15 protein-coding genes and 1 pseudogene are annotated in these 14,754 nt (G+C 70.3%); 8 read left to right on the plus strand and 8 right to left on the minus strand.

The features are described from left to right. Positions 1-24 precede the first annotated feature (24 nt). The 4 genes from QH470_RS25555 (at position 25) to QH470_RS25570 (ending at position 3,256) form a co-directional block, all read left to right on the plus strand. Positions 25-864, plus strand: a complete 840-nt coding sequence (locus tag QH470_RS25555; RefSeq protein WP_280274888.1) for an SDR family NAD(P)-dependent oxidoreductase — start codon at positions 25-27, stop codon at positions 862-864. A gap of 63 nt (positions 865-927) precedes the next feature. Beyond that, positions 928-1,479 (plus strand): PadR family transcriptional regulator, encoded by a 552-nt coding sequence (locus QH470_RS25560; protein WP_280274889.1) that lies wholly within the window; start codon positions 928-930, stop codon positions 1,477-1,479. A 41-nt stretch (positions 1,480-1,520) separates the two neighbouring features. After that, the gene (locus tag QH470_RS25565; RefSeq protein WP_280274890.1) at positions 1,521-2,309 is read left to right on the plus strand and encodes a siderophore-interacting protein; all 789 of its coding nucleotides are present in this window, start codon (positions 1,521-1,523) and stop codon (positions 2,307-2,309) included. A gap of 32 nt (positions 2,310-2,341) precedes the next feature. Then, the gene (locus QH470_RS25570; RefSeq protein ID WP_280274891.1) at positions 2,342-3,256 is read left to right on the plus strand and encodes an alpha/beta fold hydrolase; all 915 of its coding nucleotides are present in this window, start codon (positions 2,342-2,344) and stop codon (positions 3,254-3,256) included. A gap of 4 nt (positions 3,257-3,260) precedes the next feature. Here QH470_RS25570 and QH470_RS25575 read toward each other — a convergent pair whose 3' ends face one another. Further along, positions 3,261-4,094, minus strand: coding sequence for a LysR family transcriptional regulator (locus QH470_RS25575; protein WP_280274892.1), 834 nt, complete (start codon positions 4,092-4,094; stop codon positions 3,261-3,263). Positions 4,095-4,235: 141 nt separating this feature from the next. Between QH470_RS25575 and QH470_RS25580 the strand changes: the two are divergent. Next, positions 4,236-5,168 (plus strand): annotated as a pseudogene (locus QH470_RS25580) (YbfB/YjiJ family MFS transporter); the annotation flags it as partial. A 227-nt stretch (positions 5,169-5,395) separates the two neighbouring features. Here QH470_RS25580 and secG read toward each other — a convergent pair. Then, complete coding sequence (gene secG / locus QH470_RS25585; RefSeq protein ID WP_187683467.1) at positions 5,396-5,629, minus strand: preprotein translocase subunit SecG; 234 nt, start codon at positions 5,627-5,629, stop codon at positions 5,396-5,398. A 78-nt stretch (positions 5,630-5,707) separates the two neighbouring features. On the opposite strand from secG, the gene QH470_RS25590 reads away from it, so the two are divergent. Together QH470_RS25590 and QH470_RS25595 are read left to right on the plus strand one after the other, a co-directional pair. Further along, the gene (locus QH470_RS25590; RefSeq protein ID WP_280274893.1) at positions 5,708-6,490 is read left to right on the plus strand and encodes an META domain-containing protein; all 783 of its coding nucleotides are present in this window, start codon (positions 5,708-5,710) and stop codon (positions 6,488-6,490) included. After that, positions 6,487-8,793: a transketolase C-terminal domain-containing protein gene (locus QH470_RS25595; RefSeq protein ID WP_280274894.1), complete on the plus strand. Its 2,307-nt coding sequence runs from the start codon at positions 6,487-6,489 to the stop codon at positions 8,791-8,793. Before QH470_RS25590 ends, QH470_RS25595 begins: the two co-directional genes overlap by 4 nt. Positions 8,794-8,798: 5 nt before the next feature. On the opposite strand, the gene QH470_RS25600 is transcribed toward QH470_RS25595, so the two are convergent. Continuing rightward, positions 8,799-9,977 carry a cytochrome P450 gene (locus QH470_RS25600; RefSeq protein WP_280274895.1) on the minus strand — a complete coding sequence of 393 codons (1,179 nt, stop codon included), beginning with the start codon at positions 9,975-9,977 and terminating at the stop codon, positions 8,799-8,801. A 90-nt stretch (positions 9,978-10,067) separates the two neighbouring features. On the opposite strand from QH470_RS25600, the gene QH470_RS25605 reads away from it, so the two are divergent. After that, entirely contained in the window at positions 10,068-10,880 is an 813-nt protein-coding gene (locus QH470_RS25605) for an SAM-dependent methyltransferase (RefSeq protein ID WP_280274896.1), read from the plus strand. 67 nt (positions 10,881-10,947) lie between these two features. Here the strand turns inward: QH470_RS25605 and tpiA are convergent, their stop codons facing one another. The 5 genes from tpiA to QH470_RS25630 form a co-directional block, all read right to left on the minus strand. Beyond that, a complete protein-coding gene (gene tpiA, locus QH470_RS25610; RefSeq protein ID WP_280274897.1) occupies positions 10,948-11,733 on the minus strand; it encodes a triose-phosphate isomerase in 786 nt (261 codons plus the stop codon). Beyond that, a complete protein-coding gene (locus QH470_RS25615) occupies positions 11,733-12,962 on the minus strand; it encodes a phosphoglycerate kinase (RefSeq protein ID WP_280274898.1) in 1,230 nt (409 codons plus the stop codon). Before QH470_RS25615 ends, tpiA begins: the two co-directional genes overlap by 1 nt. A 4-nt stretch (positions 12,963-12,966) precedes the next feature. After that, positions 12,967-13,986 carry a type I glyceraldehyde-3-phosphate dehydrogenase gene (gene gap, locus QH470_RS25620; RefSeq protein ID WP_280274899.1) on the minus strand — a complete coding sequence of 340 codons (1,020 nt, stop codon included), beginning with the start codon at positions 13,984-13,986 and terminating at the stop codon, positions 12,967-12,969. 137 nt (positions 13,987-14,123) lie between these two features. Further along, a complete protein-coding gene (locus tag QH470_RS25625) occupies positions 14,124-14,456 on the minus strand; it encodes a DUF427 domain-containing protein (RefSeq protein WP_280274900.1) in 333 nt (110 codons plus the stop codon). After that, the coding region (locus QH470_RS25630) for a hypothetical protein (RefSeq protein ID WP_280274901.1) at positions 14,453-14,754 on the minus strand (302 nt) is incomplete at its 5' end. The genes QH470_RS25625 and QH470_RS25630, both read right to left, overlap by 4 nt.

The raw sequence follows: 14,754 nt of genomic DNA on the forward strand, positions 1-14,754 counted from the left end.
GTTTCACGGTAGTGTCCCGAAGTCGTGAACGGAATACTCAGCGGGCGGGTCGCGGTCGTGACCGGGGCCAGCCGCGGCATCGGCAAGGGCATCGCACTGGAGCTGGGTGCGGCGGGCGCGACGGTGTACGTCACCGGCCGGTCGGCGACGCCGGGCCGGCTGCCGGGCACGGTCACCGAGACCGCGGAGCGCATCGGCGAACTGGGCGGGACCGGCGTGCCGATCGTCTGCGACCATCGCGACGACGACGCCGTGGCCGCGCTGTTCGCGCGGGTCCGCGCCGATCAGGGCCGCCTCGACGTGCTGGTGAACAATGTCTACAACGCGCCCGCGTCGGCGCGCTGGCTGGGCAAGCCGTTCTGGGAGGTGCCGCCCGAGGCGTGGGACGAGAGCTTCGATATCGGCGTGCGATCTCATTATGTGGCAAGTCATTTCGCCGCGCCGCTGCTGATCGACAACGACGGGCTGATCGTCTCGATCTCCTCCCCCGGCGCCGAGCACTACACCCACAACGCCGTGTACGGCGTCGCGAAGACCGCCGTCGATCGCCTCACCGCCGATATGGCGCACGAACTCGCCGGCACCGGCGTCACCGCGGTGTCGCTGTGGCCCGGCATCGTCGATACCGAACTCTTGCAGATGGTTCCGCCAGACGCCGACGGCCGCCGCCTGATCACCCTGCCGGGCGAGGGCGCCTTCGATCTGAACGACGCGGAGACGCCGCATTTCCCGGGCCGCGCCGTCGTCGCCCTGGCACACGACCCGGACCGCCGCAGTCGCACCGGAAAACCCTGGCGCGTAGCCGATCTCGCCGAGGCGTACGGCTTCACCGATATCGACGGGCGGGTGCCGCGCACCGGATAGCACGGGGAGTCGCCGGCCCTCCGGCTCTTGCGGCGGCTATATCGTAAGATATATCTTCGATACATGAACCCACGACGGTTCGCCGAGCGCGGCGGATTCGGTCCGGGGCGCTTCTTCGGACCCGGGGAGCTGCGACTGGCCCTGCTCGCGCTGCTCGCCGAGCAGTACGGACACGGCTACGAGCTGATGTCGCGGCTGGAGGAGCGCTGCGGCGGTGCGTACCGCCCCAGCGCGGGCGCCGTCTACCCCACCCTGCAGCAGCTCGAGGACGAGGGCTTGGCCACCGTCGAAAGCGACAGCGGCCGAAAGGTTTTCCACATCACGGCCACCGGCCGGGAGGAGGTCCGCACCCACCGGGCCGAACTGGAGCGCATCTGGGCCCGCGCGACCCGGCGCGGCGAGTGGGGCATGTTCCGCGACCCCGACGCCGCCGAAATCCTCGCCCCCGCCCTGCGCCTGTTCAAGACCGCGGCGTCGACCATCGCCCACTCGCACGGCGACCCGGAGGTGGTCGAGCGAGTGCGCGAGATCCTCGTCGCCGCGACACACGAACTCGCGCACCTGAAGTCGGATACGCGCCGACACCACCGGCGCCGACGTCGATCCCGCGACTGACCGCCCCGACACCCGCTCCCGACACGATCCGAGGCGTACCCATGACCCACTCGCCCCAGCCCGCCTCCTCCGACACCGAACCGCCCGTGCCGCAACCTGTCCCACCGGGGCCACGCAACCTGCGCACCCGCCTGCTCGACCTGTTCGTCACGACCGCCACCGTGCTCGAGGCCGCGCCGATTGCGGCCCGCATGCGCCGGTTCCGGCTCGGCGGCGAGGCGCTGGGCAGCCTGAAATTCGTTCCCGGGCAACAGCTCCGGATACTCACCGGAACCGAAGGCCGAGTCGGCGACCCGCGCACCTACTCGGTGTGGCATTTCGACCCGGCCGCCGCCGTCCTCGACCTGTGTGTACTGGACCACGGCGAGGGCCCCGGCTCCCGCTGGGGTCGCGCGGTCGAGGTCGGCGATCAGGTGCGATTCCGGGGCCCGACCGGCTCGTTCACCCTGCGCGCCGACGCGCCGTACCATCTGTTCGCCGGTGAGGAGACGGCCGCGGTCGCCTTCGGGGCCATGCTGGCCGCCCTGCCGGACGATGCCCCGGTGTACGGCGCCGTCGAGACCGCGACGGCGGCGGACCGGCTCCCGCTCCCCCGTGCCGCCGACCTGTCGCACCCGCTGCGCGGCACGGCCTCGGCCGCCTCTTCGCAAGTACTGGTCGACGCGGTGCGCGACCTCCGGCTGCCGGACGCTCCCGGCGTCGCCTACCTCGCGGGCGAGGCCCGCACCATCCAGTCGCTCCGCCGCCATCTGGTCGAGGAACGCGGCTGGCCGCGCAAATCCGTTGTGATGAAGCCGTTCTGGACGCCGGGAAAGAAGGGACTCGAGTAGCCGATCGGTTGCCTGCCGCTACGCTGCTTGGTATGGCGACCGACCATTTGTTCCTCGAACCCAATATCGGCAAGCCCAACCGCAGGGTCGGGTACTTCGCGAATCAGGAGGCGTTCGACCGGTTCGCCGACGCCTATCTCGACGGTATGGACACCCTGCCCGAGCCGCACGAAACTCGCGCGGTGTCAACTACTTTCGGTCCGGTGCGGGCGTATCGCTTCGGCGATCGCCCCGGCACGCCGGTGGTACTGCTGTCCGGGCGCCAGGCCTCCACCCCGATGTGGCGCGCCAATCTGCCCGGGCTGGTCGCCGAGCGCACGGTGTGGTCGCTGGACAGCATCGGCGAACCCGGAGCGAGCACGCAGGAGGTGCCGCTGACCGACGGCTCCGACCAGGCGATGTGGGTCGCGGAGACGCTGGCCGGGCTCCGGATCGAGCGCGCCCACCTGATCGGCGTCAGCATCGGCGGCTGGCTGGCCACGCAGGTCGCGATCCATCGCCCGGAGCGGGTGGCCTCGGTGACCCTGCTCGATCCCGCGAATACCTTTGCGCCACTGACCTGGAAGATGATCGCCGTCTCGCTGGGCAGCGTGATCCCGGGCATGCCGATGGCCCTGCGGCACCGTCTGCTCGGCTGGATCTCCGGCGGTGCCCGCAGCGACGATTCGGTGCCGGAAGGCCGCCTGATCGCCTCCGGGATGCGCGATTTCCATTCGGAACAGCCGCAGCCCGCGCGCCCGACCGAGGAGGAACTGCTCGGGATTTCGGTGCCGGTCCTCGCCGTCATCGGCGGACGCAGCATCGTGCACGACGCCGAGCGGGCGGCGGCCACCGCCCGCCGGATCCCCGGCGCTCAGGTCGAGCTCTGGCCCGCCGCCTCGCACGCGGTGAACGGCGAGTTCCCGGACCGCATCGCCCGCCGCTTCCACGCCTTCGCCCGGCCCTGATCGTTCAGGCGATCTCGAGGAACCGCTGGACCGAGCGCGAGGGCGCCGGTGTGGTTCGCCAGATCAGGTAGATCCGGGATGGCGGCGCATCGGCCACATCGACGTAGGCGACGCCCGGATGGGGCGCCCGCGTCCGGGCCAGTTCGGGGACGCCGCCGATACCGCGCCCGGCCGCCACCAGCTCCAGCCATTCGTCGAAGTTGGTGCAGGTGACGATCTCGCGGCCGGGATCCGGTTGCGGCCAGGAGGTTTCGTCGATGGTGCCCGATACGGTGTTGACCACCAACGGATAACACGCCAGCTCCTGCCAGCGCAGGCCCGTGGCGCCCGCCAGCGGCGACGACGCGGCCACCGCCAGCACCCGGCGTTCGGTGCCGATGGTGCGGGCGGCCATATTCTTCGGCAGCCGGATCTCCTTGCGGAACAACGCGATATCGATGGTCCCGGCGGCGAGCGCGGCGATCGGGTCGTCGACGCGATGGATCTCGACATGCCCGCCGACCGACTCGAAACGAGTGCGCGCGGCGGCGAACCAGCCGTCGGGCAGCAGCCACGCGAAACCCACCGACACCGCCGAGCGGAGCTGCATGTCGGCGACCGCGGCGTCGAGATCGGCGAGCACGCGGCGCGCGTGCGACAGGAATTCCGCGCCCTCGGCGGTCAGCTCGAAGCGCCGGGGCGTGCGATCGATCAAACGGCAGTCGAGGATGCGCTCCAACTGCTGGATCGTCCGCGTCAGGGACGGTTGCGCCAGGTGCAGCCGGTGCGCGGCGCGGGTGTAGTTGCGCTCGTCGCACAGCGCGGCGAACGCACGCAGGTGCCGCAACTCCAGATCCATACGTCCAGCGTATACATGGTGCGCAGAAAGCATTTCACCGGATCGCCGGGGCACCCTACCGTCGATACGGTGACCATCGCAGCACCTCCACGGCAGCGCCTGACACCCGCACTGCGCGCCGCCGCCGGGCTGGCGGCGGCCATGGGTATCGGCCGTTTCGCCTACACCCCGCTGATGCCGGTGATGATCGACGCCGGACGGATCGGCCCGCATACGGGCGCGCTGATCGCCGCCGCGAATTACGCGGGCTATCTGGTCGGTGCGGTACTGCTGTCGATCCGGCCGGAGTGGAACGGCCGCAACACCTTTCGAGCGGCCGCGCTGGTGCTGGTGGTCAGCGAGGCGGCCATGGCGTGGCCCGCGCCGAGCGCGGCGCCGATGGTGCTGCGCTTCCTCGCGGGGCTGGCCAGTGCGGTGGTGTTCATCGGCTGCGCCGGAGTCGCGGCACGCCACGAGAACCGCAGGCGCGCAGCCGGAATCGCGTTCTCCGGGGTCGGCTGCGGCATCGCCCTGACCGGAGTGCTGGCGCTCGCGGCGCGGCCGCTGGTGTCGTGGCAGGCGATGTGGCTGGGCGCGGCGGCGTTGACGGCCTTGCTGCTGCTCCCGGCATTGCGGCTGGATATCGTGCCGGGCGCGCGGGCCACGGCGACGGGCGTGCGGTCGGCGCGGGCCTGGCGGGCACTGCTGGTCTCGTATTTCCTGGAAGGTCTGGGCTACATCGTCATCGGGACGTTCCTGGTCGCCGCGGTGAGTACGCCCGGCCGCCAGGCGCTCGGGACGGCCGTGTGGGTGGTGGTCGGCGTGGCCGCCGCGCCGGCGACAGTGCTGTGGAATGCCGTGGCCCGGCGCTGGACGCCCGTGACCGCGCTGGGCGCCGCGCTGCTGCTACAGGTGTTGTCGGCGCTACTTCCGGCCGTGTCGACCGGTGTGGTGGCCGCTGTCGCGGCGGCGGCGCTGTTCGGGGCGACGTTCATGGGAGTCACCATGCTGGCCCTCGAGATCGGCGGCGATCTCGCGGGACCCACCGCCGCGGCCGTGCTGACCGCCGGTTACGGCTGCGGGCAGATGCTCGGGGCCGGGGGGGGGGCGCCCGGGGGGAGGGGGGGGTTAAGGGCGGGGGGGGGGGTATACCCCCCCGGGCACCCGGCCCCCCCCCGCGGGGCCCGGCCGCCCGCCGGTTCCGGGGGGGGGGACTTGGCGGGGCCGGGGGGGGGCCCCCGGGGGGCGGCGGCCTCTTCCCGGGGGGGGTTCCCCACCCCCCCCCCCGGTCCTCGCGGCCGCCGCCGTGGCGGTACTGCCGGTCAGGCGAACTTGATCTCGAAGCCGATGCCCACGATGGAGATGATCCAGACGATCCCGATGAAGATGGTGATGCGGTCGAGGTTCTTCTCCACGACGGTCGAACCGGACAGGCTCGACTGCACGCCACCACCGAACAGGCTGGACAGGCCTCCGCCCTTCGCGCGATGCAGCAGCACCAGCAGCACCAGCAGGACGCTGGTGATGATCAGGAGGATATCCAGGAACATGCGCATGCCGGACAGTTTATGTCCTCGCCACGACGGCTCCCGCACAGGCCGTCGATGATCAGGTCCGGAGGTAGGATCGCGGCCATGTCGGCGATGCTGCGTCTCGTTCCGCTGTTGGCCGCGCTCGGGCTGGCCGCCGCCTGCTCGTCCGGCGGGGACGGTGGGGACGCCGGGCCGGGGCCGACGCCGATGGGACGAAGTTTCGTATCGACCAAGGTCGAGGGGACGCCGATTCCCGGCGGCGGGCCGTTGCGGCTCACCTTCGCCGACAATCGGGTGTCGGCCACCTCGGGGTGCAATACCGGCAGCGGGCCGGTGACCTTCGACGGTGACGTGATGCGCGTGTCGGGTATGGCAACCACGCTCATGGCCTGCCCGGACGACCGGTCCGGCGCCGACGGCTGGCAGACCGCACTCCTCCAGTCCGGACCGCGATGGCAGCTCACCGGTGACACCCTGACACTGACCGGTGCCGACCTCACCGTCACTCTGCTGGACAAGAAGATCGCCGAGCCCGACCGCTCGCTCTCCGGCACCACCTGGACCGTCACCGCGCTGCTGCGGCCCGAGGGCCAGGTCCGCTCGCAGGCCCTCGACAATGCTCGGCCGACGCTCACCATCGGCCCGGACGGACAGGTCACCGGCAGCGCCGGGTGCAACCGGATGACGGGCAGCGCCGACATCGCCGGGAGCGATGTCACCTTCCGCATCGCCACCACGCGGATGGCGTGCCCGCCCGAGGTGATGGAGGTCGAACGGCAGGTGCTCGAGGCCCTGGACGGCAAGACCACCGCGACCGTCGACGCCGCGACCCTTACGCTACGCAACCGCGCCAACAACACCGGACTGGTGCTGCGCGCCGAATGAGCCCGGACCATCGCACAGCCGAGGGAGGCGCGATCAACGATCGGGAAGCAGAGCTGGACCGCCGGTTCCGTGCCGCCGTCTCCGCGGCGCGCTCGGAAAATCCTTGCGCCCCGGACGAACCGGTGCGCAAGGGTTATCCGTACACCGCGGCCGACTGCCTCGAAATCTTCGACGCTCAGGCCACCAGCCGCCACCTCGATCTGGCCGCACGCCGCCTGACCGCCTCGGGCCGCGGCTATTACAGCATCGGATCGGCCGGGCACGAGGGCAACGCGGCGGTGGCGGCCGCGCTGCGCGTCTCCGATCCCGCACTGCTGCACTATCGTTCGGGCGCGTTCTTCGTGCAGCGCAGCCGCCGGGTGCCGGGTTCGGACCCGATCCGGGACGTGCTGCTGGGTGTGGTCGCGGCCGCCGCGGACCCGATTTCCGGTGGCCGCCACAAGGTTTTCGGCAGCAAGCCCGCCGCGGTGATCCCGATGACCTCCACCATCGCCTCGCATCTGCCGCGCGCAGTCGGCCTGGCCTTCGCGCTGGACCGGGCCGACCGGCTGGGCCGGTTCACCGAGTGGCCGGCCGACGCCGTGGTGGTGTGCAGCTTCGGCGACGCCTCGGCCAATCACTCCACCGCCGCGGGGGCCGTCAATGCCGCGATTCACACTGCGCACCAGCGGATTCCGATGCCGATCCTGTTCGTGTGCGAGGACAACGGGGTCGGACTGAGCGTCCCGACGCCGCCGGAGTGGATCGAGTTCGCGTACGGGTCCCGGCCGGGCATGCGGTATTTCAGCGCCGACGGCTGCCAGTTGCTGCAGGCGCTGTCGGTCGCGGCGAAGGCGGTCGACTGGGTGCGGGAGCATCGCGAACCGGCCTTCCTCCGGCTGCGCACGGTGCGGCTGCTCGGCCATGCCGGGTCGGATGTCGAGTCGTCGTATCGCCGGGCCACCGACATCGCCACCGATCTCGCCCGCGACCCGCTGACCGCCACCGCGTGCCTGCTGGTCACCGCCGGTGTCGCCGACGCCACCGAGGTGATCGCCCGGTACGACGCCCTCGGCGAGCAGGTCGCCGCGGTGGCGGAGGAGGTCGCGGGGGCGCCGAAACTGACGTCGGCCGCGGCCGTCACCGCGCCGCTGGCGCCCGCCGACCCGGACCTCGTCCGCGCCGACGCGCTGCGCACCGAGTTCCTGCCGGAGGCATTGCCCGAGTCCGGAGCCGCACGCGCAGAGCACCGCCCGAACCCCGCGGGCGACAGTGTGCCGACCGAAACGGCGGTCGCGGAACAGGACTCGCAACCGCCGCCGATGACTCTGGCGCAGGCGATCAACCGGACGCTCGCCGAACTCCTCGAGCGCGATGACGACCTGCTCGTGTTCGGTGAGGACGTCGGGCGCAAGGGCGGGGTGTACGGCGTCACCAAGGGCCTGCAGAAGACGTTCGGCGCCCGGCGCGTCTTCGACACGCTGCTCGACGAGCAGAGCGTGCTCGGTACCGCGCTGGGTGCGGGGACGGCCGGATTCGTACCGGTTCCGGAAATCCAGTATCTCGCCTATGTGCACAACGCCCTCGACCAGATCCGGGGCGAGGCCGCGACCCTGCAGTTCTTCGCGACCGGGCAGTACCGCAATCCGCTGGTGGTGCGCATCGCCGCCTACGCCTACCAGAAGGGCTTCGGCGGCCACTTCCACAACGACGATTCCGTTGCGGCACTGCGGGATATCCCCGGCGTGGTGGTCGCCTCCCCCGCCCGCGCCGACGACGCGGCGGCCATGCTGCGCACCTGCGTGTCCGCGGCCCGGGTGGACGGCCGGGTGTGCGTGTTCCTGGAACCGATCGCGCTGTACCACACCCGCGACCTGCACGACTCCGGCGACGAGGGCTGGCTCGCCACGACCACGGGCGCACCCGCCGACATCGGCCGGGCGCGCGTCTACGGCGACGGCGCCGACCTCACCATCGTCACCTTCGCCAACGGTGTCCCCATGAGCCTGCGCGCCGCACGACGCTTGGCCGCCAAGGGAATTCGTGCCCGCGTGCTCGACTTGCGCTGGCTGACACCACTACCCGAGGACGATCTGCTGCGGCACGCCCGCGCCACCGGCCGCGTCCTGATCGCCGACGAGACCCGCCGCAGCGGCGGCGTCTCCGAATCCGTCTGCGCCGCACTGCTCGACGTCGGATTCGACGGCCGCATCGGCCGGGTCACCAGCGCCGACAGTTTCGTCCCGCTCGGCCCCGCAGCGCACACCGTACTACTCGACGAGGCCGCGATCGAGGCGGCCGCCGAGCGACTCACCGGCGCCTGACACCCTCAGCGGGCGACGACCGTGGTCGGCAGGGCGGCGAATCCGCGATTGTTGGAGGAGTGGATGCGGCGCACGCCCTCGGTGTCGATGTCGTAGTCGGCGATCCGGTCGACGATCTCCTGCAATGCGATGCGCAACTCCAGCAGGCCCAAATTGGAGCCGAGGCAGTGGTGACGGCCGCTGCCGAACACCAGCGAGGGGCCGGTGTCGCGGTCCAGGTCGAAGCCGTCCGGGTCGGCGAACACCTCCGGGTCCCGGTTGGCCGAGCCGGTGAGCAGCAGCATGCGCGCACCGGCGGGGATGCGCACGCCGTGCAGTTCCACCTCCTCGGTGGTGGTGCGCAGGTTCGACTGGGTGGGCGGGTCGTATCGCATGCCCTCGGCGATCCAGTCATCGATGCGGCCGTCGAACGCGGCTCGCCGCTGCGCGGGATGCTGCCAACCGGCGTGCCACAGGTTGCCGAGGGTCAGCATCGTGGTCTCGATACCGGCGCCCACCAGCAGAATCAGCACGCCGACGATCTCCTGCGGGCTGAGCCGGTCGTCGCCGTCGGCCGCGTCCAGCAGCCCCGACAGCAGGTCGTCGCCGCGGCTGCGGCTGCGCTCGACGGTCAGTTCGGTGTAGTAGCCGACCAGCGCGCCGATCGCCTGCATCGCCTCCGGGCGCAGGTCGGTGGACTCCTCCTCGGTGTACATGATCTCCATGCCGAGCTTGCGGAGCATCTCCCGATCCGCCTCGGGAACGCCGACCAGCTCCGAGATCACCTCGGTCGGGAACGGTCCGGCGAACTCGGCCATCAGATCGAAGTTCCCCCGGGCCACCAGCGGGTCGAGCAGTCCGCGCGCGATCTCGCGCAGGCGGGGCTCCAGCGACTGCACCCGGCGCTGCGTGAACGCCCGGGTGACCAGGCCGCGCATCCGGGTGTGCTTGGGCGGGTCCATCGCGACGAAGGAGAAGAACTGCTCCGCCTGCGGTCCCCAGAACGCCGGCTCCATCCGCAACCCGTTCGCGCTGGAGAAGCGCTGCGAATCGCGCAGCGCCGCAAGCACATCCGCGTGCCGCGACAGCGCCCAGAAGTCGTCGGTCTCGTTGCGGAAGACCGGCGCCTCGGCGCGCAGCCGCGCGTAGTACGGGTACGGGTCGGCGTGGACGGCGAAATCATACGGGCTGTACTGCACTGACATGGCAAGCCTCCGCACGGCGCGCCCGGGGCGCTACCGGATCCGACACTGCGAACTGACATGATCACAGTAGTCGAGAGGAAGGAGGGCGGCGTGGACTCCGAGCAGGCGCCTCCCGGCATCGATGTCACCAAGCCGCACCCGGCCCGCCGGTACGACTACTGGCTGGGCGGCAAGGACAATTTCGAGGCCGACCGCGAGTCGGCGGAAGCGGTCGCCGAGGCCTTTCCCAGTGTGCAGTTCTCCGCCCTCGAGAATCGTGCCTTCCTGCGGCGGGTGGTCACCTATCTGACCGCCGAAGCCGGGATCCGGCAGTTCCTCGATCTGGGCGCCGGGCTGCCGACCGCGGGCAATGTGCACGAGATCGCGCAGGACATCGCGCCCGAATCGCGCATCGTCTACGTCGACAACGATCCGATCGTGCTGATCCACGCCCGCACCCTGCTGAACAGCCGCCCCGAGGGCCGCACCGCGTACCTCGAGGCCGATGTCCGCGAGCCCGAGCGCATCCTCGCCCATCCCGAGCTGCTCGACACGCTGGACCTCACCCGCCCCGTGGCGCTGATGCTGGTTGCCGTGATGCATTTCCTCACCGACGACGACCGGCCCTACGAGGTGGTCGAGCGATTACGCGGCGCGTTACCCTCGGGCAGCTATCTGGTGATGACCCATGCCACCAGCGACCATCTCACCGTCGAGGACTTGGCCCAGAGCGACGAGGCCAACCGCCGCAGCGGCATCCCGTTCCGGCTGCGCTCCACCGCCGAGTTCAGCCGCTTCTTCACCGGCCTCGAGGTGGTGCCGCCGGGCATCGGCTCGGTGATGTCGTGGCGACCGGAGGGCTGGCGCGCCCACCCCCGCCCGGAAGCCGTCTCCATGCTCGGCGCGGTAGCCCGCATTCCCTGACGGCGACACGAATCGGCCCGGCGCCGCCGAAGCGATGCCGGGCCGAATGCCGTTGTGCAGCAGATACTTACGGCAGCGGGCCGCCTGCGGCGATGGCCGACAGGGTGGCGAACTCGTCGCCCTTGAGCGACGCGCCGCCGACCAGTGCACCGTCCACGTCGGTCTGCGCGATCAGCTCGCCGACGTTCTTGGCGTTGACCGAGCCGCCGTACAGCACGCGCACGGTGGCGGCGATGTCCGGGTCGGCCAGCTGCGCCAGCTCGCCCCGCAGCGCACCGCACACCTCCTGCGCGTCGGCCGGGGTGGCGACCCGGCCGGTGCCGATGGCCCACACCGGCTCGTAGGCGATGACGATCTTCGAGAACTCCTCCGCCGACAGGCCTTTCAGCGAACCGCGCAGCTGCTCCAGGTTGTACTGGACGTGCGTCTGCGCCTCCCGGACACCGAGGCCCTCGCCGATGCAGACGATCGGGGTCATCCCGTTGTCGAGCACCTTCTTGGCCTTGGCGGCGACGATGGCGTCGTCCTCGGTGTGGTACTGCCGCCGCTCGGAGTGGCCGACCACGACGTAGGTGCACCCCAGCTTGGCCAGCATGGGAGCGCTGATCTCGCCGGTGTACGCGCCCGAGTCGTGCGTGGACACATCCTGCGCGCCGTAGGTGATCAGCAGCCGGTCACCCTCCACCAGCGTCTGCACGCTGCGGATGTCGGTAAACGGCGGGAGCACCGCGACATCGACCTTCGCGAAGTACTTGTCCGGCAGGGCGAAGGCGATCTTCTGCACCAGAGCGATGGCCTCGAGGTGATTGAGGTTCATCTTCCAGTTGCCCGCGATCAGGGGCTTACGTGCCATTATTCGGACTCCCGAGCTGTCTGTTCCAGAACGCTGATGCCCGGAAGTTCCTTGCCCTCCAGGTATTCCAGCGACGCGCCGCCGCCGGTGGAGATGTGCGAGAAACCATCCTCCGGCAGACCCAGCGAACGGACGGCCGCGGCCGAGTCACCGCCACCGACCACGGTGAACGCGCCCTTGCCGGTGGCCGTGACGATCGCCTCGGCGACGCCGCGGGTACCGGCGGCGAAGTTCTCGAACTCGAACACGCCCATCGGGCCGTTCCAGAACACCGTCTTCGCCTCGGTCAGCAGCGCGGCGAAGCGCTTGGCCGATTCCGCGCCCACGTCCAAGCCCATCCAGCCGTCGGGAATCTCGTGGGCGGGCACCGTCTTCGACTCCGCGTCGGCGGCGAACTTGTCGGCCACCACGATGTCGACGGGCAGGTGGATGACGTCGGCGAAGCGGTCCAGCAGGCCCTTGCAGGTGTCCACCATCTCCGGCTGCAGCAGCGAAGTACCCACCGAAAGACCCTGTGCGGCAAGGAAGGTGAAGCACATGCCGCCGCCGATGACCAGGGTGTCGACCTTCGGCGCCAGCGCCTCGATGACATCGAGCTTGTCGGAGACCTTCGACCCGCCCAGCACGACCGCGTACGGCCGCTCCGGCTCGGTCGTCAGCTTCTGCAGCACCTCGACCTCGGCGGCAACCAGAGTGCCCGCGTAGTGCGGCAGCAGCTTCGCCACGTCGTAGACCGACGCCTGCTCGCGGTGCACCACACCGAAGCCGTCGGACACGAACGCGCCGTCGTCGCCGACCAGCTCGACCAGTGCCCGGGCCAGCTTGCCGCGTTCGGCGTCGTCCTTGCTGGTCTCGCGCGGATCGAAGCGGATGTTCTCCAGCAGCAGCACGTCACCGTCGGTGAGGCCCTCCGAGCGCGCGAGCGCGTCCTGGCCCACCACGTCACCGGCGAGCTGGACATTGCGGCCCAGCTCGTCGGCCAGCTTCGCCGCCACGGGGGCCAGCGACAGCTTCGGATCCGGCTCGCCCTTCGGACGGCCCAGGTGCGCGGTGATGACGACCTTCGCTCCGGCCTCGGCCAGCGCCTTGATGGTCGGCACCGAGGCGATGATGCGGCCGGGATCGGTGATGGTGCCGCCGTCGAGGGGAACGTTCAGGTCGGAGCGCACCAGCACGCCCCGACCCTCGACACCCTCGTTCAGCAGATCCTGAAGTGTCTTGACTGCCATAGCTTTACAGCGACTTGCCGACGAGGCCGATCAGGTCGGCCAGGCGGTTGGAGTAGCCCCACTCGTTGTCGTACCAGGAGTACACCTTGACCTGGTCGTCGATGACCTTCGTCAGCGGCGCGTCGAAGATCGACGAGTGCGGGTCGGTGACGATGTCGCTGGAGACGATCGGGTCGACGCTGTACTTCAGGATGCCCTTCAGCGGCCCCTCGGCGGCCGCCTTGAACGCCGCGTTGATCTCCTCGACGGTCGCCTTCTTCTCCAGGTCCGCGGTCAGGTCGGTGATCGAGCCGGTGGGGATCGGGACGCGCAGCGAGTAACCGTCCAGCTTGCCGTTCAGCTCGGGCAGCACCAGGCCGATGGCCTTCGCCGCACCCGTGCTGGTGGGCACGATGTTCAGGGCGGCGGCGCGGGCGCGGCGCAGGTCCTTGTGCGGGCCGTCCTGCAGGTTCTGGTCCTGGGTGTAGGCGTGGATGGTGGTCATCAGGCCCTTGACGATGCCGAACTCGTCGTTGAGGACCTTGGCCAGCGGGCCCAGGCAGTTGGTGGTGCAGGACGCGTTGGAGATGATGTTCTGGCTGCCGTCGTACTTGTCGTCGTTGACGCCCATGACGACGGTCAGGTCCTCGCCCTTGGCGGGCGCGGAGATGATGACCTTCTTGGCGCCGGCGGCCAGGTGGCCCTTCGCCTTGGTGGCGTCGGTGAAGATGCCGGTGGACTCGACCACCACGTCGACGCCGAGGTCGCCCCACGGCAGGGCCGAGGGGCCCTCCTTGATGGCGAGCGCCTTGATCCGCTGGTCGCCGACCACGATGGTGTCATCGCCGTCGAGCGAGACCTCCTGCGGCAGGCGGCCCAGGATGGAGTCGTACTTCAGCAGCGTCGCCAGCGTGGCGTTGTCGGTGAGGTCGTTGACCGCGACGATCTCGATATCCGTGGTGCCGAGCGCCTTCTGCGCTTCGACCGCCCTGAAGAAGTTCCGACCGATGCGGCCGAAGCCGTTGATACCTACCCGGACAGTCACGTTATCGCTCCTCAGCTTTCAAGCGGATTCGTTCCGTTGCAGATCCACCCTAATGCCCGCGCATTATGCCGCCGCCACGCCCCTCGTGGTCACTGCGCCACATCGGATCTCGGGTCATGGTCGCGGCCGGGCGGGCGTCAGCCCGCGGGCACTTCCTCGGTGTCGTAGAAGCAGAAGTGGTCCTTGATCTCGGCCACGTCGTCCTTGGGCTGCGGGTAGGCCCACACCAGATCCTGCGCGTCGGGAACCGACCAGTACGAGGCCGTGCCCTTGAACGGGCAGAACGAGGTGGTGTCCGAGGGTGTCAGCAGGTCCGTGCGCACGTCCTCCGGCGGGAGGTAGTAGCGCACGGGACAACCGGTCTCGCGCAGCACCAGCGGGCGGCTGCTCTCGGCGAGAATCGTGTCGCCGTGCCGTACTCGCACGTGCTGGGCGCCCTGCTCGACGGTGATGCGATGTCCAACGGTCACGATGGTGTCCTTCGGTCGGGAGCGGAAACGTGCGGTGGGGGCACGCGTCGAGTACAGCGCCGCCCACGGGCCGGTTTCTTCCCGTTCCGCCGGAATCGGGGGCGGGGGATAAAACCGCCCCCCCGCGGCCCCCCGGCTAGAAGCCATTGGGCGGGGAGCCCGGCGCGCGGATTGTTGGCGTAGGCGGTGAGATCGTCACCCACCGCGTCCGGCGGCATGTAGATATCCGTCAGCGGCCGGTCTTCGGTGGTCGCGATGTCGAGGAAGATCGCGTCCATCCGGCCCTTGTCGGCCGACC

Origin of the sequence: Nocardia wallacei, assembly GCF_029868745.1 — a bacterium.
Taxonomy (GTDB): Bacteria; Actinomycetota; Actinomycetes; order Mycobacteriales; family Mycobacteriaceae; genus Nocardia; species Nocardia wallacei_B.

What these genes read in the sequence shown, in the direction of transcription:
- QH470_RS25570 (WP_280274891.1), top strand. Translation starts at nt 2,342, where the DNA reads ATGGCGACCGACCATTTGTTCCTCGAACCCAATATCGGCAAGCCCAAC.
- tpiA (WP_280274897.1), bottom strand. Translation starts at nt 11,733, where the DNA reads ATGGCACGTAAGCCCCTGATCGCGGGCAACTGGAAGATGAACCTCAAT.
- QH470_RS25595 (WP_280274894.1), top strand. Translation starts at nt 6,487, where the DNA reads ATGAGCCCGGACCATCGCACAGCCGAGGGAGGCGCGATCAACGATCGG.
- QH470_RS25560 (WP_280274889.1), top strand. Translation starts at nt 928, where the DNA reads ATGAACCCACGACGGTTCGCCGAGCGCGGCGGATTCGGTCCGGGGCGC.
- QH470_RS25575 (WP_280274892.1), bottom strand. Translation starts at nt 4,094, where the DNA reads ATGGATCTGGAGTTGCGGCACCTGCGTGCGTTCGCCGCGCTGTGCGAC.
- QH470_RS25600 (WP_280274895.1), bottom strand. Translation starts at nt 9,977, where the DNA reads ATGTCAGTGCAGTACAGCCCGTATGATTTCGCCGTCCACGCCGACCCG.
- QH470_RS25565 (WP_280274890.1), top strand. Translation starts at nt 1,521, where the DNA reads ATGACCCACTCGCCCCAGCCCGCCTCCTCCGACACCGAACCGCCCGTG.
- QH470_RS25590 (WP_280274893.1), top strand. Translation starts at nt 5,708, where the DNA reads ATGTCGGCGATGCTGCGTCTCGTTCCGCTGTTGGCCGCGCTCGGGCTG.
- secG (WP_187683467.1), bottom strand. Translation starts at nt 5,629, where the DNA reads ATGCGCATGTTCCTGGATATCCTCCTGATCATCACCAGCGTCCTGCTG.
- QH470_RS25615 (WP_280274898.1), bottom strand. Translation starts at nt 12,962, where the DNA reads ATGGCAGTCAAGACACTTCAGGATCTGCTGAACGAGGGTGTCGAGGGT.